General features: G+C 60.3%; 13 protein-coding genes. 5 read left to right on the top strand and 8 right to left on the bottom strand.

Annotation, left to right across the window (positions count from 1 at the left end):
- Positions 1-2: 2 nt before the first annotated feature.
- The 4 genes from hcnC to HDC30_RS10165 all read right to left on the bottom strand — a co-directional run bounded on the left by hcnC (position 3) and on the right by HDC30_RS10165 (position 4,351).
- Entirely contained in the window at positions 3-1,262 is a 1,260-nt protein-coding gene (gene hcnC / locus HDC30_RS10180) for a cyanide-forming glycine dehydrogenase subunit HcnC (protein WP_183782731.1), read from the bottom strand.
- Positions 1,255-2,664 carry a cyanide-forming glycine dehydrogenase subunit HcnB gene (hcnB, locus tag HDC30_RS10175; protein WP_097088037.1) on the bottom strand — a complete coding sequence of 470 codons (1,410 nt, stop codon included), beginning with the start codon at positions 2,662-2,664 and terminating at the stop codon, positions 1,255-1,257. Before hcnB ends, hcnC begins: the two co-directional genes overlap by 8 nt.
- On the bottom strand, positions 2,661-2,975 hold the full coding sequence (hcnA, locus tag HDC30_RS10170; RefSeq protein WP_027613237.1) for a cyanide-forming glycine dehydrogenase subunit HcnA: 315 nt from the start codon (positions 2,973-2,975) through the stop codon (positions 2,661-2,663). Before hcnA ends, hcnB begins: the two co-directional genes overlap by 4 nt.
- Before the next feature lie 434 nt (positions 2,976-3,409).
- The gene (locus HDC30_RS10165; protein ID WP_183782729.1) at positions 3,410-4,351 is read right to left on the bottom strand and encodes a hypothetical protein; all 942 of its coding nucleotides are present in this window, start codon (positions 4,349-4,351) and stop codon (positions 3,410-3,412) included.
- A gap of 307 nt (positions 4,352-4,658) precedes the next feature.
- Between HDC30_RS10165 and HDC30_RS10160 the strand changes: the two genes are divergently transcribed.
- Positions 4,659-5,342 carry a response regulator transcription factor gene (locus HDC30_RS10160; RefSeq protein ID WP_027613239.1) on the top strand — a complete coding sequence of 228 codons (684 nt, stop codon included), beginning with the start codon at positions 4,659-4,661 and terminating at the stop codon, positions 5,340-5,342.
- A complete protein-coding gene (locus HDC30_RS10155) occupies positions 5,320-6,714 on the top strand; it encodes a HAMP domain-containing sensor histidine kinase (RefSeq protein ID WP_183782727.1) in 1,395 nt (464 codons plus the stop codon). The genes HDC30_RS10160 and HDC30_RS10155 overlap by 23 nt, the downstream gene beginning before the upstream one ends.
- Before the next feature lie 113 nt (positions 6,715-6,827).
- On the opposite strand, the gene HDC30_RS10150 is transcribed toward HDC30_RS10155, so the two are convergent.
- Together HDC30_RS10150 and HDC30_RS10145 are read right to left on the bottom strand one after the other, a co-directional pair.
- Positions 6,828-7,238 (bottom strand): SRPBCC family protein, encoded by a 411-nt coding sequence (locus HDC30_RS10150; RefSeq protein WP_183782725.1) that lies wholly within the window; start codon positions 7,236-7,238, stop codon positions 6,828-6,830.
- A gap of 30 nt (positions 7,239-7,268) precedes the next feature.
- A complete protein-coding gene (locus HDC30_RS10145) occupies positions 7,269-8,066 on the bottom strand; it encodes an SDR family NAD(P)-dependent oxidoreductase (RefSeq protein WP_027613242.1) in 798 nt (265 codons plus the stop codon).
- Between the two features lie 312 nt (positions 8,067-8,378).
- Between HDC30_RS10145 and HDC30_RS10140 the strand changes: the two genes are divergently transcribed.
- Positions 8,379-9,038 carry an isoprenylcysteine carboxylmethyltransferase family protein gene (locus tag HDC30_RS10140; RefSeq protein WP_183782723.1) on the top strand — a complete coding sequence of 220 codons (660 nt, stop codon included), beginning with the start codon at positions 8,379-8,381 and terminating at the stop codon, positions 9,036-9,038.
- Positions 9,039-9,219: 181 nt separating this feature from the next.
- Here HDC30_RS10140 and HDC30_RS10135 read toward each other — a convergent pair whose 3' ends face one another.
- Together HDC30_RS10135 and HDC30_RS10130 are read right to left on the bottom strand one after the other, a co-directional pair.
- On the bottom strand, positions 9,220-9,888 hold the full coding sequence (locus HDC30_RS10135; RefSeq protein ID WP_183782721.1) for an HAD-IA family hydrolase: 669 nt from the start codon (positions 9,886-9,888) through the stop codon (positions 9,220-9,222).
- Positions 9,889-9,966: 78 nt separating this feature from the next.
- The gene (locus HDC30_RS10130; RefSeq protein WP_027613245.1) at positions 9,967-10,380 is read right to left on the bottom strand and encodes a response regulator; all 414 of its coding nucleotides are present in this window, start codon (positions 10,378-10,380) and stop codon (positions 9,967-9,969) included.
- 199 nt (positions 10,381-10,579) lie between these two features.
- Between HDC30_RS10130 and HDC30_RS10125 the strand changes: the two genes are divergently transcribed.
- Together HDC30_RS10125 and HDC30_RS10120 are read left to right on the top strand one after the other, a co-directional pair.
- Positions 10,580-11,521, top strand: a complete 942-nt coding sequence (locus HDC30_RS10125; protein ID WP_183782719.1) for a class I SAM-dependent methyltransferase — start codon at positions 10,580-10,582, stop codon at positions 11,519-11,521.
- Positions 11,522-11,866: 345 nt separating this feature from the next.
- Positions 11,867-15,076 (top strand): hypothetical protein, encoded by a 3,210-nt coding sequence (locus HDC30_RS10120; RefSeq protein ID WP_183782717.1) that lies wholly within the window; start codon positions 11,867-11,869, stop codon positions 15,074-15,076.
- The last annotated feature ends 59 nt before the right edge of the window (positions 15,077-15,135 follow it).

Below are 15,135 nucleotides of genomic sequence, written 5' to 3'. Positions count from 1 at the left end.
ACTTAGGCCATTTCCAATTCACGTTCTTGCTTGACCGGCGCCACCTCAAACCGATCCGCCAGGAACGGTGTGATATCCAGCGGCAGCGCCTCCTGATTGACCAGTTTGTCCAGCAGCACGCCGGTGATCGCTGAGGTCAGAATACCGGTGCGGAAGTGTCCGCAGGCATTCAGGTAACCCTCCACCCCACGCATCGGCCCGAGGATCGGCAGCTCATCCGGCGAGCCCGGACGCAATCCGGCCCAGGTGCGCTTTAGATTGACGTCCTTGAGTTCCGGCAGGCACCGCACCGCGCCCTGCACCAGTCCGGCGATTTCCGGGTAGGTGGTGGTGACGTCGAAGCCTTTGTCTTCGGTGGTGCTGCCGATCAGGATTTCGCCGTTGTCCTTCTGCGCCACATAACAATCGCTGGTAGTCAGGCAACCGTTGAGGATTTTCGGCATGCGCTCGGTCAGCAGGATCTGGCCTTTCACCGGTTTCACCGGAATCCGCACACCGGTGGCCCACTCACTCAAGTCCGCCGCCCAGGTACCAGCGGCGTTGATCAGGGTCTTGCAGTGGAACACGCCCTCCTCGGCCGTCTGCACGCCAGTCACGCGGCTGCCGTGGTGCAACACACCGGTGACGTTGGTGTTGACGAAGATGTCGACGCCATTCTGCCGCGCGCCTTCCATGTAGGCGTCGGCGAGACGGAACGGGCTGACCTGGTGATCGCAAAGAAACTCCAGCGCGCCACGGGCCTCATGGCTGACGCTCGGTTCCGCTTCACGCAGCGCCGCCTGATCGAGCCAGCGTACCTGATCGGCCAGATGCGGAATGCAACTGACGATGTGCTCGGCGTAGAGGCGGTCTTCGTCGTCATAGATGACGAACTTCAGCCCGGTCTTTTCGAACTTGAAATCCATCCCGTGCCTGTCCTTCAGCTCGCGATGCAGCGCCGGGTACAGCGCATTGGACTGCAAGGCGAAATCGAAGAAGGACTCCGGCAGGATGTGCGGCGTGCTGGCGTCCACCGCGACCGCCGCGCCCTGGGTTTCGCGCTTGCGGTTGGCCGACATCATGCGGAAGAAAATCACCCCGCAGCCCAGCCCCACCGACTCGCCGATGGCCCACAAGCCTCCGGCCGAAGCGCGGGTCGCGTTGCCCGGGCGCTTGGCGTCGATCACCGCCACCTTGAGGCCCTGGCGCTTGGACAATTGATAGGCGCAGGACGCCCCGATCACGCCGCCGCCGGCGATGATCACGTCATAGAACTTACTCATGGGATGCGGCCTCCGTGCCGACGGACTGGAACGCGGAAAAAGGGATCGGATCAATCGGGAAACGCGGACGCAGCCAGCCGACGTCCTTGCGCCCGGTGGCCTGACGCAGACGGTCGCTGCAGTAGCCGACACACATCCGCCCCTGACAATCGCCCATGCTGACGCGGGTGCGCATTTTCAGGCTGGCGATGTCCTGCACGCCCTGCTCCAGTGCCAGATCAATGTCCGCGCGGGTTGCATGTTCGCAGCGACAGATCACTGTGTCGGCGGCCGGCAAAGCGGTCTGGCCGACACCGCGTTCGGTGTAACGGTCGACGGCCGCACGGAAGCGCACGATGGATTTGAGTTTGCCCAGATAACGATCGCGGCGTACCTGTGCCAGTTCTTCTTCGATCACCCCGCGTTGCAGCAGGATCGAGGTGGCGGCGATCTTGCCGGCGAGCATCGCCGCTTCACCACCGCGAATCCCGCCCATGTCACCGGCCAGATGCACGTGCGGCTCGTTGCTTTGCTGCCAGTTGTTCGAATTGGCGCGCAGGTAACCGTCGTCGCTGAAACCGTGATCGAGGCCCATCTGCTGACTGAGCTGGGTGCGCGGAATGAAGCCGTAACCGACCGCCAGGGTCTGCGCTTCGAAGCGCTCGATGCGCGTCAGGTCCGGCTCCCAGGTGGCCGAGTAAGGTGCCACGGTGACGCTTTTCAGCTCGCCGTCGCCGTGGGCTTCGACCACGCCCCAGCCGTAGTTCATCGGGATGCCGTGCAGTTTCAGGTAAGCGAGCATGCTCAAACCGTCGAGGAACAGCTGCGGCTTGTTCAGCAACGCCAGGCTTTCGCGGGCGATCTTGCCGAAGGCGCAGGCTTCGTACACACCCGCGACCTTGACGCCGGACGCGTGCAGCTGCGTTGCCACCAATGGCAGCAACGGCCCGGTACCGGCGATGACCACCGGCCCCTGCGGCTTGACCACGCCACTTTTGATTTGCAGTTGCAGGCCGCCGAGCATGATCACCCCCGGCAGGGTCCAGCCGGGAAACGGCACGCTGCGTTCGTGGCAGCCGGCGGCCAGCAGCAATTGCGGATATTCGATCTCGTGCAGCTGCTCGTCGCCGTCGAGCACCACCAGCGCGCGGGTGCCTTCGGCGCCGACCACGCGATGATTGAGGCGCACGTCGATCAACCCGGACTGTTCCTGGAAATCACCGTGCAGTTTGCTCAGGGCTTCGGAATAGCGCGGCCCCAGATAATCCAGTTGCACGCCGTCGCGCAGTGGCCCGCGATAGACCACGCCACCAAGACGCGAGGCCTCTTCGAGCAAGGTGCAGCGCACCCCATGACGCGCCAGCTCGATGGCCGCCGCCATTCCCGCCGGACCACCGCCGACGATCACCGGTTGCAGGCTCATACGACCTCCTGCTCGTTGATGCGGTTGACCTGGGTTTCGATCTGCATGCCGTCGCGCACCACGGTCTGGCAGGCACGGCGCTTGTGGCGGCCGTTGATCTTCACCAGGCAGCACTGGCACACACCCATGCCGCAGTAGGCGCCGCTGATCTGGCCATGGTCGTTGCGTGCGACCTGGCGCACGCCAAGGGACTGGATAACGCTCAGGACGGTTTCGCCAATGGCCGCCGTCACCGGTTGACCATTGATGTGGACGGTCATATCCGCCTGGGTCAGGGGCTGGATATCGAAAGTGCGTTCTAGGCAGTGCATTACGAAGTTCATCCGTGAAAAGGTTCAGGGGGAAGGTATTGCGTCAGCTCCTTGCTGCTCTACACCGTGCGGCCCGTTTAATTGTTCGATTACAGGCGGGCTCGCGGGTACTTCGTCAGCGCAGCAAAGTGCGCGTGAAGCACTGTAGTTCAAACCTCAGCGAAGGCCTGGAACATTTACGTTAGGGGAAGTTACAAACGCGAATATTGATCCAGGCCAGTGAAAGCGGTCGGATTGTTCAACGATTCGGTTGAAGAAGACGAATGGTGCACGCCAGAAAGCAAAAAGCCGCTTTCACCGTGAAGTGAAAGCGGCCGAGGCATGGGCCTCAATGGAGCATTGGAATCAGTGTACGAACAGGGCGATCAGGATGATGATCGGGATTGGCACACCGAGGAAAAACAGTAATAGAGAGCGCATGGTGATTCTCCTTGTTAACGGACTGGAGGCAGAGTGGTCGTGGTGGCGTAGGTCTCGACTTCAACGTACTCGACCGCATCCCGGCGACGACCGCCGAAGGTGGCGGCGAGACTGGCGAAGAACGCACCGGCCAGCAACGCGATGAACATCCACAGCGAGGTCCAGGCAGCAACTTTCGCAGCGGTGTCGGCAGCCTGTTGGGCTTTGACTTTGGCGTCGGCGATGGCCTTCTGAGTGCGGGCATACACTTCATCGACACGCTTCTCGGCGTCGGCCTGACTCAGATTGGTTCGTTGTGCGACCAGTTGCGCGAGGTAGGTACGGTCTTCCGGACTGAGTTGGCCGTTGGCCAGGCTCTGGGCGAAGATCCGCGCTACGGCGCCATGGGCGGCATCATCACTGACCGATGCTGGACGGTCATCGCGGAACAGATTGTCGATGTAGTAACCGTACTGATTGCTGTCAGTGTTGGCCGCTGCGCTACCGGCAGCCTGAGTCGCGGCTGCCGCTGCGCCACCGGCGACACTGGCACCGGCCAGCACACCGCCACTGATCACACTGCTGACCGAGCCGACTACCAATACTGCGGTGACCAGCGTGGCCACACACCAGGCGAGGAAGCCATGGGCAGTATCACGAAAATACACTTCATCCCCGTGCATGTTGGCCCACTTCACCCGCAGGCGACCGGCGATGTAGCCACCCAGACCGGAGGCGATGATTTGCGTCGCCGCCAGCCAGACAATCGTCGAAATCCCCAGACCCTTGGCGCTGATGCCCTCCCCGGCCCAAGGTGAAACGGCAGAGAATCCCAAACCGAAGCCAAGCAGCACTAAAATCATCGACAGTGCTGCGGCCGCCGCTGCGCCCGCAAAAATCGCGCCCCAGGACACGCCTGACACGTTGCTCGACTCTCCTTCGAAGGCAGGATAAAACCCATCAGAGGATCTATTCATTGTTGTAGTGCTCCAGGCATGAAAAATGGTGTTACAACTCGTCACGAGATGAATTGCAGCGACCGTGCCAGTCGAGAGCACGAAATAAATCTTTCAATTTCAACGATTTAAAAAGACTGAACTTCTACATTCATTGCAATTTGCAACAATGGACGGAAAGCAGCGGGTTTTATGCATTGACGCCAACGCCGCGAAGCGCCCCGAATTGACGTTTGTGACAGGCTGTACATGAAAGTTAATTTAAAGCGCGACGCAAAATACTTGGCAAAATGCAGCCATTCCGTTTGAACCGATCAAGGCCTGCCCTATGACGCGTATTTTGACCATCGAAGACGACGCCGTGACTGCCCGTGAAATCGTCGCCGAACTCAGCAGCCACGGCCTGCAAGTGGATTGGGTCGACAATGGCCGCGAAGGCCTCGACCGTGCCGTCAGCGGCAACTACGACCTGATCACCCTCGACCGCATGCTGCCGGAACTCGATGGCCTGGCGATCGTCACCACTCTGCGCACCATGGGCGTGGCCACGCCGATTCTGATGATCAGCGCGCTCTCCGATGTCGATGAGCGCGTGCGCGGCTTGCGCGCCGGTGGCGATGATTACCTGACCAAACCGTTCGCCACCGACGAAATGGCCGCACGTGTGGAAGTGCTGCTGCGCCGGCAAAACAGCGTCGCTACCCAGGCCACCACGTTGCAGGTCGCCGACCTCGAACTGGATTTGATCAGCCACGAAGCACGCCGCGCCGGGCAGGTGCTGACGCTGCTGCCCACCGAATACAAGCTGCTGGAATTTCTCATGCGCAACAGCGGGCAGATCCTGTCGCGGATGATGATTTTCGAAGAAGTCTGGGGCTATCACTTCGACCCGGGCACCAACCTGATCGACGTACACATCGGTCGTCTGCGCAAGAAGATCGACGCGGCGGGCAATGTTCCGCTGATTCGCACGGTACGGGGCTCGGGTTATGTCATTGCCGAACCCGTCTGACGGCTGGCGCTCCTCCAGCAGTCGACTGCTGGCGCTGTACAGTTCGCTGTTCATGGCCTGGAGCGCGATCCTCATGGGGGTCATGTATTTCGAGGTCTCCAGCTACCTCGATAACCTTGCCAAGCATTCGCTGATGCAACGTCAGCATCTGTTTTCGCACTTTCGCGGTGAACAACTGGAAGAAGCGCTCGCCGCCAGCATGACCTTTGACATCCGCGGCATCGACGCCTATGGCCTGTTCGACGCCCAGGGCGTTTACCTCGGCGGTGCCTTGCAGCAACTGCCCGAAGGCCTGCCGCTGGATGGCAAGATCCACACCCTGGATGACTGCGCCGATTCCGATGACCCGACCCTGCCCGCCGACAGCTGCGACGCGGTGGCAACCCAGACCCGCGACGGTCGCTGGCTGGTGTTGTTGCGCGATAACGGTTCGTTGTTCGCCGTGACGCGGATCATTCTGCACGCGTTGTTCTGGGGTGTGTCGCTGACGATCCTGCCGGGGATTGCCGGTTGGCATTTGCTGCGCCGCCGACCAATGCGCCGCATCCGCGCGATTCAAGACAGCGCCCAGGCGATTGTTGCCGGCGACCTGACCCACCGTTTGCCGCTGTCCAACCGCCGCGACGAACTGGACATGCTCGCCGCCATCGTCAACGCCATGCTCGATCGCATCGAACGGCTGATGCATGAAGTCAAAGGTGTGTGCGACAACATCGCCCACGATTTGCGCACGCCGCTGACGCGTTTGCGCGCGCAGTTGTATCGCATGCAACAGCAGGCTGGTGAGGGTTCGCAGGAAGCGGCGCAACTGGATCTGGTGCTGGCCGAGGCCGATACGCTGATGGCGCGGTTCCGTGGGTTGCTGCGGATTTCCGAGCTGGAAGACCGTCAGCGGCGCTCAGGTTTTGTCGAGCTCGATCCGGTGCAACTGCTGGAAGAACTGCATGAGTTTTATCTGCCACTAGCCGAGGAAGGCGAACTGCTGTTCGTACTGAACATGCCGGAAACCCTGCCGCCGCTCAATGGCGACCGGGCGTTGTTGTTCGAGGCGCTGGCGAATCTGTTGAGCAACTCGATCAAGTTCACCCCGGCAGGCGGTACGGTGATTTTGCGCGGAGTGAATGACGGTGGGCATACGCGGATTGAAGTCCACGACTCCGGACCGGGGATTCCCGAAGCCGAGCGTGAGGCGGTGTTTCAGCGTTTCTATCGGGCCGAGGGTGGACAACCACAGAGCGGCTTTGGCCTGGGCTTGTCGATTGTCGCGGCGATTGTCAGCCTGCATGGCTTCAATCTTGAGGTGGGCAGCAGTGAGCTGGGCGGTGCAAAACTGGTGCTGGATTGTCGGCAGAGTTTGATCGCCAACTCCTGATCCCCTGTGGGAGCGAGCCTGCTCGCGAATGCGGTGTGACAGTCAATGCAGATGTTGACTGATCCGACGCCTTCGCGAGCAAGCTCGCTCCCACAGTTTTTGCGTTTTGCCTGTCAGGTCGGGTAATTGGCCCGCAGCGCCTCAAGGCCACCCTGATAGATGCCATTGAACAGCGCGACCACTTCCTCTTCGCTCACGCCTTTGGCGTTGAAGCGTCCCGACCACGTCACTCGAGCGCCCTGCCCCTGAGCTTCAACCTTGATCGTCGCCAGATAGTCAGTCGCCGGGAACGGTGCCTGTTCGATCGAGTAGCTGTAGGTCCTGGCAGCGTTGTCGAACGCTTGCAGACGCTCGATCACCACCGCGCCATCGGCGGTTTGCAGGGTGCGCACGCGTCCGCCATCGCTCAGTTCACTCTTGCGAATCAACGGCAGCCAATCCGGCAGCGTGTTGAAGCCGCCGATCAAGTGCCAGACCTGATCGGCCGAAGCCGGGATGTCGATGGTTGCTGATGCAGTTGCCATAAATAAACGTTTCTCCAGAGTCTTCGCGGTTCAGATCGCCATACTGTCGACTACACCGCCATCCACGCGCAAGGCCGCGCCAGTGGTGGCGGAGGAAAACGGCGAAGCGATGTACGTGACCAGATGCGCCACCTCGGCAACATCGGCCACCCGCTGGATGATCGACGTCGGCCGCGCTCTGCGCACAAACGCATCAGCCTCTTCACGCAGATTACGGCCGGACTCGGCCGCAGCATCCTTGAGCATGTGTTCCACGCCACCGGTAAAGGTCGGCCCCGGCAGGATCGCATTGACCGTCACACCGGTGCCCGCCAGACGCTTGGCCAGGCCATGGGACACCGCAAGGTTAGCGCTTTTGGTCACGCCGTAATTAAGCATGTCGGCCGGGGTCGCCACACCGGATTCCGAGGACAGGAAAATCACCCGTCCCCAGCCCTGCTCGACCATCGCCGGCACGTAATGCCGCGACAGGCGCACGCCGGAAATCACGTTGACCTCGTAGAAACGCGTCCACTCGCTGTCCGGGGTGTCAAAGAAATCCACGGCGTCGAAGATGCCGAGGTTGTTCACCAGAATGTCTGCGCGCGGTTCAGCGGCGAACAGTTTTTCCGCACCTTCGGCAGTGCCCAGGTCGGCCGTCAGTCCGCGCAGTTGCGCACCCGGCACCTGCTGGCGAATGCTCGCCAGCGCTTGCTCGACCTTGGCCGTTTCACGCCCGATCACCACAACCGTGGCTCCGGCCTCGGCCAGTGACTGACTGATGCCCAGACCAATGCCACCCGTGCTGCCGCTGACTATGGCCAGTTTTCCACTCAAGTCGATTTTCATGGGTTCACCTCTTTGATGGGCAATACACGGACAAATAGAAGGAATGGATCAGCGTAGACGCGATGTTGGCCGGATGAAGGCGTTGCCGACCAAAGACTGGTCACGTCCGATCCGACGCCTACGCGAGCAAGCCCGCTCCCACTGGGGATTGTCGGTCGATGGAGGCTCTCGGGCTGGCCCGGATCAAGGATGGGAGTGGGCTTGCTCACGACGGGGCCGGGACATCCGGCATCAATGGTCACTGACCCGACGCCTTCACGGATTCAGCGGCGTCCTACACTGAAAGGATCAGCCGCTTTTCAAGAGATGACCATGAAAATGTCTGCGCAAATGACCGTGGTTGCGGTGCTCGCCACCCTCGCCTACCTGGGCCTTGCGGTGTGGGGCATTGGTGGGCCGGCGGTGTTCTTTTCGCATGGGGCGCTGGTGCTGGTGGCGCTGGCCACGGTGCTGATGGTGGTGGCGTCGCTGTTCACCGATGTAAACATGAGCTCGGGCGAGCGCGAGGACCGCGCCAATCGCTGGGTGATTCCGACGTTCGGCGTGATCGGTCTGGTCAGCGGTTTTCTCCCGGCATACTGCGAGCGCATCGACTTCTGGACCTTCGGCGCTGAAGACGTGCGCTGGCTCGGCGCGCTGTTGTTTATCGTCGGTGGCACGCTGCGGCTGTGGCCGGTGTTTGTGCTGGGCCGTCGGTTCAGCGGCCTGGTGGCGATTCAGCCGGGGCATCGGCTGGTCACCGACGGTATTTACACACGCCTGCGCAATCCGAGCTATCTGGGGTTGGTGGTCAACGCCGTGGGCTGGGCGCTGGCGTTTCGTTCCAGTGTCGGGTTGATTCTGGCGGCGCTGACGCTGATTCCACTGATCGCACGTATTCACTCGGAAGAGGCGCTGCTGCGCGGGCAGTTTGGTGCTGAGTACGAGGCTTATTGCGCGCGCAGCTGGCGATTGTTGCCGGGGGTTTACTGACGCCATCACCAGCAGACTGAACCGGCTCCTGCAGTGTTGGATAGCGGGCAACATTTACGGCCCGACATTGATCGAATGTGGGAGCGGGCTTGCTCGCGAATGCGCTGAATCAGTCGACATCGCATGCAACTGAAAGACCGCATTCGCGAGCAAGCCCGCTGCCACAGGGGACTTTGTAGTGTCAGGCCTTTTGCAGGTGCAGTTGACCTTGGCTATCGACGACAACGCTCAGCGGCTCATAACTGTCGATAGTCGCGTGGCGAGTTTCGAGGGGATGCTGGTGCGTCGTGGTGATGATCATCAGCGCTGCACCTGCCGCTTCAGCAGCCTGGATGCCGACGGTGGCATCTTCGAAAATCAGGCAATCAGCGGGACCAAGCCCCAGACGTTGCGCGGCCAGAAGATAACCCGCCGGATCAGGTTTGCCAGCCGTCACATCCTCCGCCGTGATCATCACTGCTGGCTCGCAAATCCTCGCCGCAGCCATCCGCCGCAACGCCAGAGCCCGTGGCGCCGAGGTCACCATGGCCCAGCGTTCGACAGGCAGGCTGGCGAGAAACGCCGCGGCCCCAGGTATCTGCACAATCCCTTCGACATCATCGATTTCCGCCTGCGCGATAAACGCCGCTTGCGCCTCGGCGTCCACTCCCGGCAGGTTCAGCCGGCGGATGGTGTCGATGGCACGAGCACCGTGGATGGTCGGCAGGAAACGCTCGACATCAACCCCGTGGCGCTCAGCCCACGCTGCCCAGACTCGCTCGGCAGCAGCGATGGAATTGAGGACGGTGCCGTCCATGTCGAACAGGAACGCGCCGAACGCGCGATCAAAGACGTTATCGTGAGCAGACAAAAGGTCGCATCCTTTGACAGAACTGGGCGGATTGGCCGGGCAATGTAGCATTTTTACCCGGCAGTTCGACCCGCCATCTCAGTGCAGACGTGGCGCCTTGGACTTGAAAGCGCTGTCGACACAGTCAAGCAACTGGCCGATCGCCCAGGGCTTTTTGATGAACGCCACCGGATGCTTGACCCCGGAAGTTTCCGGGGTTTCATAACCGGACATGACCATCACCGGCTTTTCCGGCCAGCGGTCGCCAACCAGATTGGCCAGCCCGGCGCCGTTGATTTCACCGGGCATGGTGATGTCGGTCAGCAGCAACGCGACATCCGACGCGTGCTTTTCCAGATACAGCTTGGCGGCATCCGCGCTGGTTTGCGGCTCGACCTTAAAACCTTCCTCCTGAAGAATTTCGCAGAGAAACTCCAGAATCAACGGGTCGTCCTCAACCACCAGAATCAACCCGCCAGGAAGGAGCGCGCTCGGTGTCGGTGTTGGACTCATGAACTGGCACTCCCTGAATTGCATTAACGACTTAGCGGCTCAAATCCGCTGCTTATCTGGTATGAGCAGCGCGCCCTGCATAAATTCATTTTTGATACAGGTCTTTTCTTAACAGTCGACAGTGGCCTTGGCTGACCGGCGTTCGTCAGGCGGTTTTTGTGGTTAAAATGCCGGCCCTTTTGCTTGCCGACCGTGACTGATGAACCCTGAAGCCCTCGCCACCCTCCGCGCCCATCTGCTGTCTGCAATCGCTGCGACACCGAGCGAAACCCGCCGCCTGTTCCATGGCCGCGGGCGTTGCTGGCCGGGGCTGGAACAGCTGACGGTGGACTGGCTGCAAGGCGTGGTGCTGGTGTCGCTGTTCAAGGAGCCGCAGCCCGAACAGCTCGAAGCGCTCAAGCAATCGCTGCTCGACCTCAGCACCTCGGCCGAGTGGCAACAGTCCGGCGCCCACACCTTGCTGGTGCAACATCGTTACCTGCCGCAGAGCACCGCCGAATGGCTGCTGGGCAATGAAATCGAGGAGATGAGCATCGTCGAGGGCGGCTTGCAGTACCGCGTCGACTTGGGCCGCAAGCAAAACGCCGGGCTGTTTCTCGACATGCGCTACGGGCGCAACTGGGTGCGTGAGCAGGCAGCGGGCAAACGCGTACTGAACCTGTTCGCCTACACCTGCGGGTTTTCCGTGGCAGCGATCGAAGGCGGCGCCAGCCATGTGGTCAACCTCGACATGTCCCGCGCCGCCCTCAGCCGTGGCCGCGACAATCATCGCTTGAACGGGCATGACCTGAGCAAGGTGAGTTTCCTTGGCCACGACCTGTTCAAGTCGTGGGGCAAGGTGATCAACAGCGGCCCGTACGACTTGGTGATCATCGACCCGCCATCGTTCCAGAAAGGCAGTTTTCTGCTGACCAAGGATTACCAGCGCGTATTGCGTCGTTTACCGGAATTGCTCACGGCAGACGGCACGGTGCTGGCGTGCATGAATGATCCGTCATTTGGTTCGGATTTTTTGATCGATGGCGTGACGCAAGAGGCGCCAAGCTTGCGCTTTGAGCAGCGGCTGGAGAATCCGCCGGAGTTTCCGGATATTGATCCTGAGAGCGGTCTGAAGGCGCTCGTCTTCAAACGCCTCGACTGACCCGACATCCCGCGAACCCCGCTCATCCCTGTAGGAGTGAGCCTGCTCGCGAAGACTGACTCACCGGCAACCCATTTCTTCAGAAGGACAAAACCCGCCGCCCCGATCAACCGGGGCGGCGGGTTTTGTCGTTCAGGCCGAGATCAAACCGTCCCCACCTACAATGCGTGCTCACTGAGCATGCCGCTGACGACTTTCGCCCTGTCCTGCCCGCGAACAATCACCCCAGCGCCTCACGACCGTTCATCGCAAATACCTCCTCACCTGTAATTTCTGACAGTAGCCAACCCTCAGTCACCCGCCTTAAATGACTCCGTCACTCAAACTCGTGCCGGAGTACCTGCCATGCTGACCCACCCCGTTAACGGCATTGCCCCACAGGCCTTGCGAGCTCCGGAAATCCCCGGACGTACCGAGCCGCCATTGCCATCCGGTGAATGGGGCATCAATCGTGCAGCCGCACTGGACAACTTCCCGCTCAAGGGCCTGAAAGTTTTCATCCTGCCATGGGCCGACATGAGGAAGAGCGACTGGGTCGAGTTGTACTACGATGGCGCCAGCGTCGATCAGCACACGATCACCGAGGACATCGAGATCGACGAGCGCGTGACCTTGTGGGTGCAACCGGGTCGCATCAACAGCGGCCCTCATACACTGGGCTATACCGTGCATCGCGCCAACCAGGTCGCTGAACCTTACGAGCCGCCAGTCAGGATCTATATCAAGCTCGAACTGCCCGGTGGCCAGGATGTGAACCCCAGGCCCGGTGAGCATTCGGAGCTGTACCAATACATCGATCCGCAAATCGTCGCCGACGGCGTGGACAGTGACAGCGCCAAAAATGGCGTGCAGGTCATCATCCAGGCCAAACCCGGCAGCCCTTCGAAACTGCCTTATCCGAACTGCGCAGCCGGTGATGTGATCACGCTCAGTTGGGGCGGCGTGCGGGTTTACTCCATACCGGTCACGCAGCCCCAGGTCGACGACCCGGACGCCCATCCCATCGTTGTCCTGGTCACTGAAGCGGACATTCTCGAGGCTGGGGACTCAGGTCCCGACGGACTGGCCGTGACCTTCACCGTCCACGACCTTGTAAACAACGCGGCCGAAGACTGGTGCACGGAAACCCGCATCGTCGTCGACACCGGCAACTCGCGACTGGATGCACCGATCCTTGATCAGGCCAACGGTCACGTCCTGGACCTCGATTTGCTCAATGACGAGGAACTGCTGCTGAAGGTCTGGGCTGACCCAGAGGGGGTGTACCAGGAAAACGATGTGATCATCATGTACATCAAGGGCACTTCCGAAAGCGGCGAGCCAGTGAAGCGCCAGTCTCGTCAAACCATCAGCAAACGACCGCCGGTGGTGGTCGAAATCCTTTTGCCCAACAGCGCCGCTCGGGCACTGGCCAACACCCAGGCGCTGTTCTTCTACGAGCTGGAACGGGGCGGCGCGGTCATTCAGCACTCCAGAGGTCGCTTCATCAGCATCATCGGTGAACCTTATCGTCTCGCAGCGCCGATCGCCGTGGATGCCGTCGGTGGTGCGCTCCACCCAGACCTGGCGCCGATTCGCGTCCGTATCCCTAACGACGAGCGTATCGAAGAAGGCATGGCCATTGAACTCAAATGGCTGGGCACCCGGGCCGACCTGAGCACCTATGAGCCGGAGCTGCCGTGGCATTTCCCCGACGCGGACGAGGCCACACATCCGGCAGGGTTCATCGTCAGCGTAGATGATAACCGGCACCTCAAGACCCTCGAGGGCGGTACTCTGGATCTGTCCTACAACGTGCTCAGCGACGAGGACGATGAGATCGTCATTCGGGCATCCTTGCATGCGCCACTGCTGACGGTGGGCGAAGCAAAACCGGAACTGGTGCCACCGATCGTCCTTGGTGAACAGGACGGCGCACTGGAACCCAAGGACCTGCCCACCGGCACGAGCAAAATCACCTGTCCGAACCCGATCGCCAACCCGACCAAAGCCAAAGATGTGGTCATCTGGCAATTGCGTGATGCCTATAACGTGCTGCTTGACGAAGGCAGCAAAATCCTCAACGCCCTCAATGCCGGCAAACCTGTGGATTTCACCCTTGATGCGGCATTTGTCCAGCAGTATTTCGAAGCCCGACGAGGGGAAACACTCAGTGTCAGCTACAGCATTCTGCGGTTCGAAACAGGCAATACCAGTCATTCGAACCCGTTGGTTTTTGTGGTGGGTAATTCACACTCCGGAAAGCTCACTGTAGTAGGCAACCGGTCACAGACCTCCCCACGCTACCATTCGAACTTGAGCCGTCTGACCGCCTCTTTTCTAATAAATGGAAGAATCAATACCCCAACTGAAGCTGTATGGATGTACGCGGGCGATACCGAAGGTGCCCTAGCCCAGTCGTTTCTTGATACCGAACCAGAGAAACCCTTGATCGTTTCCCTGCTGGACGGTGAGAACATCATTGCTCGCACAGTGCTGCGTCCCGGCAACGTCAGCGGGATATTCAATCTCGCAAACCGTCACAGCGGCTGCATTATCAAAGACGACGGAAGTGTTTTTGGATGGAGTGATAACACTGAAATGTTGCCGCCATCCGAGTTGAAAGATGTGCGTTATGTGGCAGCTGGCGGCCACGCATTTGCTGCACTGAAAAAAGACGACACCGTCGTTGCCTGGGGAGCTACTTCTCTTGGAGGCTACATTGCGCCAGAAATCGAGAAAGAACTTACGAATGTAGGAAAACTGGCAGCGACCGATGGCGCTTTCGTCGCCCTCCGTAAAGACGGCCAACTTGTCGCATGGGGCAACCCTGAATATGGAGGCTCGATCCCTGTATCTGCTATCTCTGAGCTCGGTCCTGCCAAAAAAGTCATCGGCAACACCGCAGACTTCACAGTGCTATTAATTGACGGTCGCGTATTCAGTTGGGGAGCCAGTTGGCCTGAGGGATTTTGGGTATCCGGTGCGCGCGGAGCTATCCAACTGTCTGCAAGTGACCGCGCCTTTTGTGCGCTGAACGCTGATCGCAGTGTCGTCGCATGGGGATCGCCCGAGCACGGGGGCGTGATGCCTGGCAGAACACATAATTCTGCAGAAGAAGTCGTTCTTGTCACCTCCACCAGTGCCGCATTCGCCGCCCTGAGATCTGACGGGACGGTCATCGCGTGGGGAAACCAACGGTTTGGTGGCGAGACGCCCAGCGGTCTTCAAAGCGTGTCACATCTATCGGGGTCGACGACGGCTTTTTGTGCGCTCAAAACCGACGGTTCATTATTCGCATGGGGGGTGTCCGAGGAGGGTGGACAGATTCCCGAAGGACTTGCCCCTGCCCTTTCAATCGCCAGTTCCTATGGCTCATTCAGTGCAGTGCTCACCACACATCGCGCCGTTTCCTGGGGCGTAAACACCTCATCTACGCAACTTCAATCCGTTGCTTGTGCCTACGCAGCCGGCCCGCATCTGGTGCTACTGAGCGCGGACAGGCAACTGCAGTCGGCAGGCCCGAACGCGCCTGATCTGAAGGCATTGTCAGGGCTGGTTTCTTACACCGAGTGAGTTCATCTCGCTCACATTGCCTGCCCGCGAACAGGGCACTCGTCGAATGGAGTTACAGG

The organism is Pseudomonas sp. JAI115 (genome assembly GCF_014200835.1).
Lineage (GTDB): Bacteria > Pseudomonadota > Gammaproteobacteria > Pseudomonadales > Pseudomonadaceae > Aquipseudomonas > Aquipseudomonas putida_A.
Note: the sequence above shows the minus strand (reverse complement) of the source record. Positions and strands in the feature narration are given on the sequence as shown.

Bases quoted from the DNA above. Each gene is read 5' to 3' on its own strand.
- hcnC (WP_183782731.1), bottom strand. From the start codon at position 1,262: ATGAGTAAGTTCTATGACGTGATCATCGCCGGCGGCGGCGTGATCGGG.
- hcnB (WP_097088037.1), bottom strand. From the start codon at position 2,664: ATGAGCCTGCAACCGGTGATCGTCGGCGGTGGTCCGGCGGGAATGGCG.
- hcnA (WP_027613237.1), bottom strand. From the start codon at position 2,975: ATGCACTGCCTAGAACGCACTTTCGATATCCAGCCCCTGACCCAGGCG.
- HDC30_RS10165 (WP_183782729.1), bottom strand. From the start codon at position 4,351: ATGAATAGATCCTCTGATGGGTTTTATCCTGCCTTCGAAGGAGAGTCG.
- HDC30_RS10160 (WP_027613239.1), top strand. From the start codon at position 4,659: ATGACGCGTATTTTGACCATCGAAGACGACGCCGTGACTGCCCGTGAA.
- HDC30_RS10155 (WP_183782727.1), top strand. From the start codon at position 5,320: ATGTCATTGCCGAACCCGTCTGACGGCTGGCGCTCCTCCAGCAGTCGA.
- HDC30_RS10150 (WP_183782725.1), bottom strand. From the start codon at position 7,238: ATGGCAACTGCATCAGCAACCATCGACATCCCGGCTTCGGCCGATCAG.
- HDC30_RS10145 (WP_027613242.1), bottom strand. From the start codon at position 8,066: ATGAAAATCGACTTGAGTGGAAAACTGGCCATAGTCAGCGGCAGCACG.
- HDC30_RS10140 (WP_183782723.1), top strand. From the start codon at position 8,379: ATGAAAATGTCTGCGCAAATGACCGTGGTTGCGGTGCTCGCCACCCTC.
- HDC30_RS10130 (WP_027613245.1), bottom strand. From the start codon at position 10,380: ATGAGTCCAACACCGACACCGAGCGCGCTCCTTCCTGGCGGGTTGATT.
- HDC30_RS10125 (WP_183782719.1), top strand. From the start codon at position 10,580: ATGAACCCTGAAGCCCTCGCCACCCTCCGCGCCCATCTGCTGTCTGCA.
- HDC30_RS10120 (WP_183782717.1), top strand. From the start codon at position 11,867: ATGCTGACCCACCCCGTTAACGGCATTGCCCCACAGGCCTTGCGAGCT.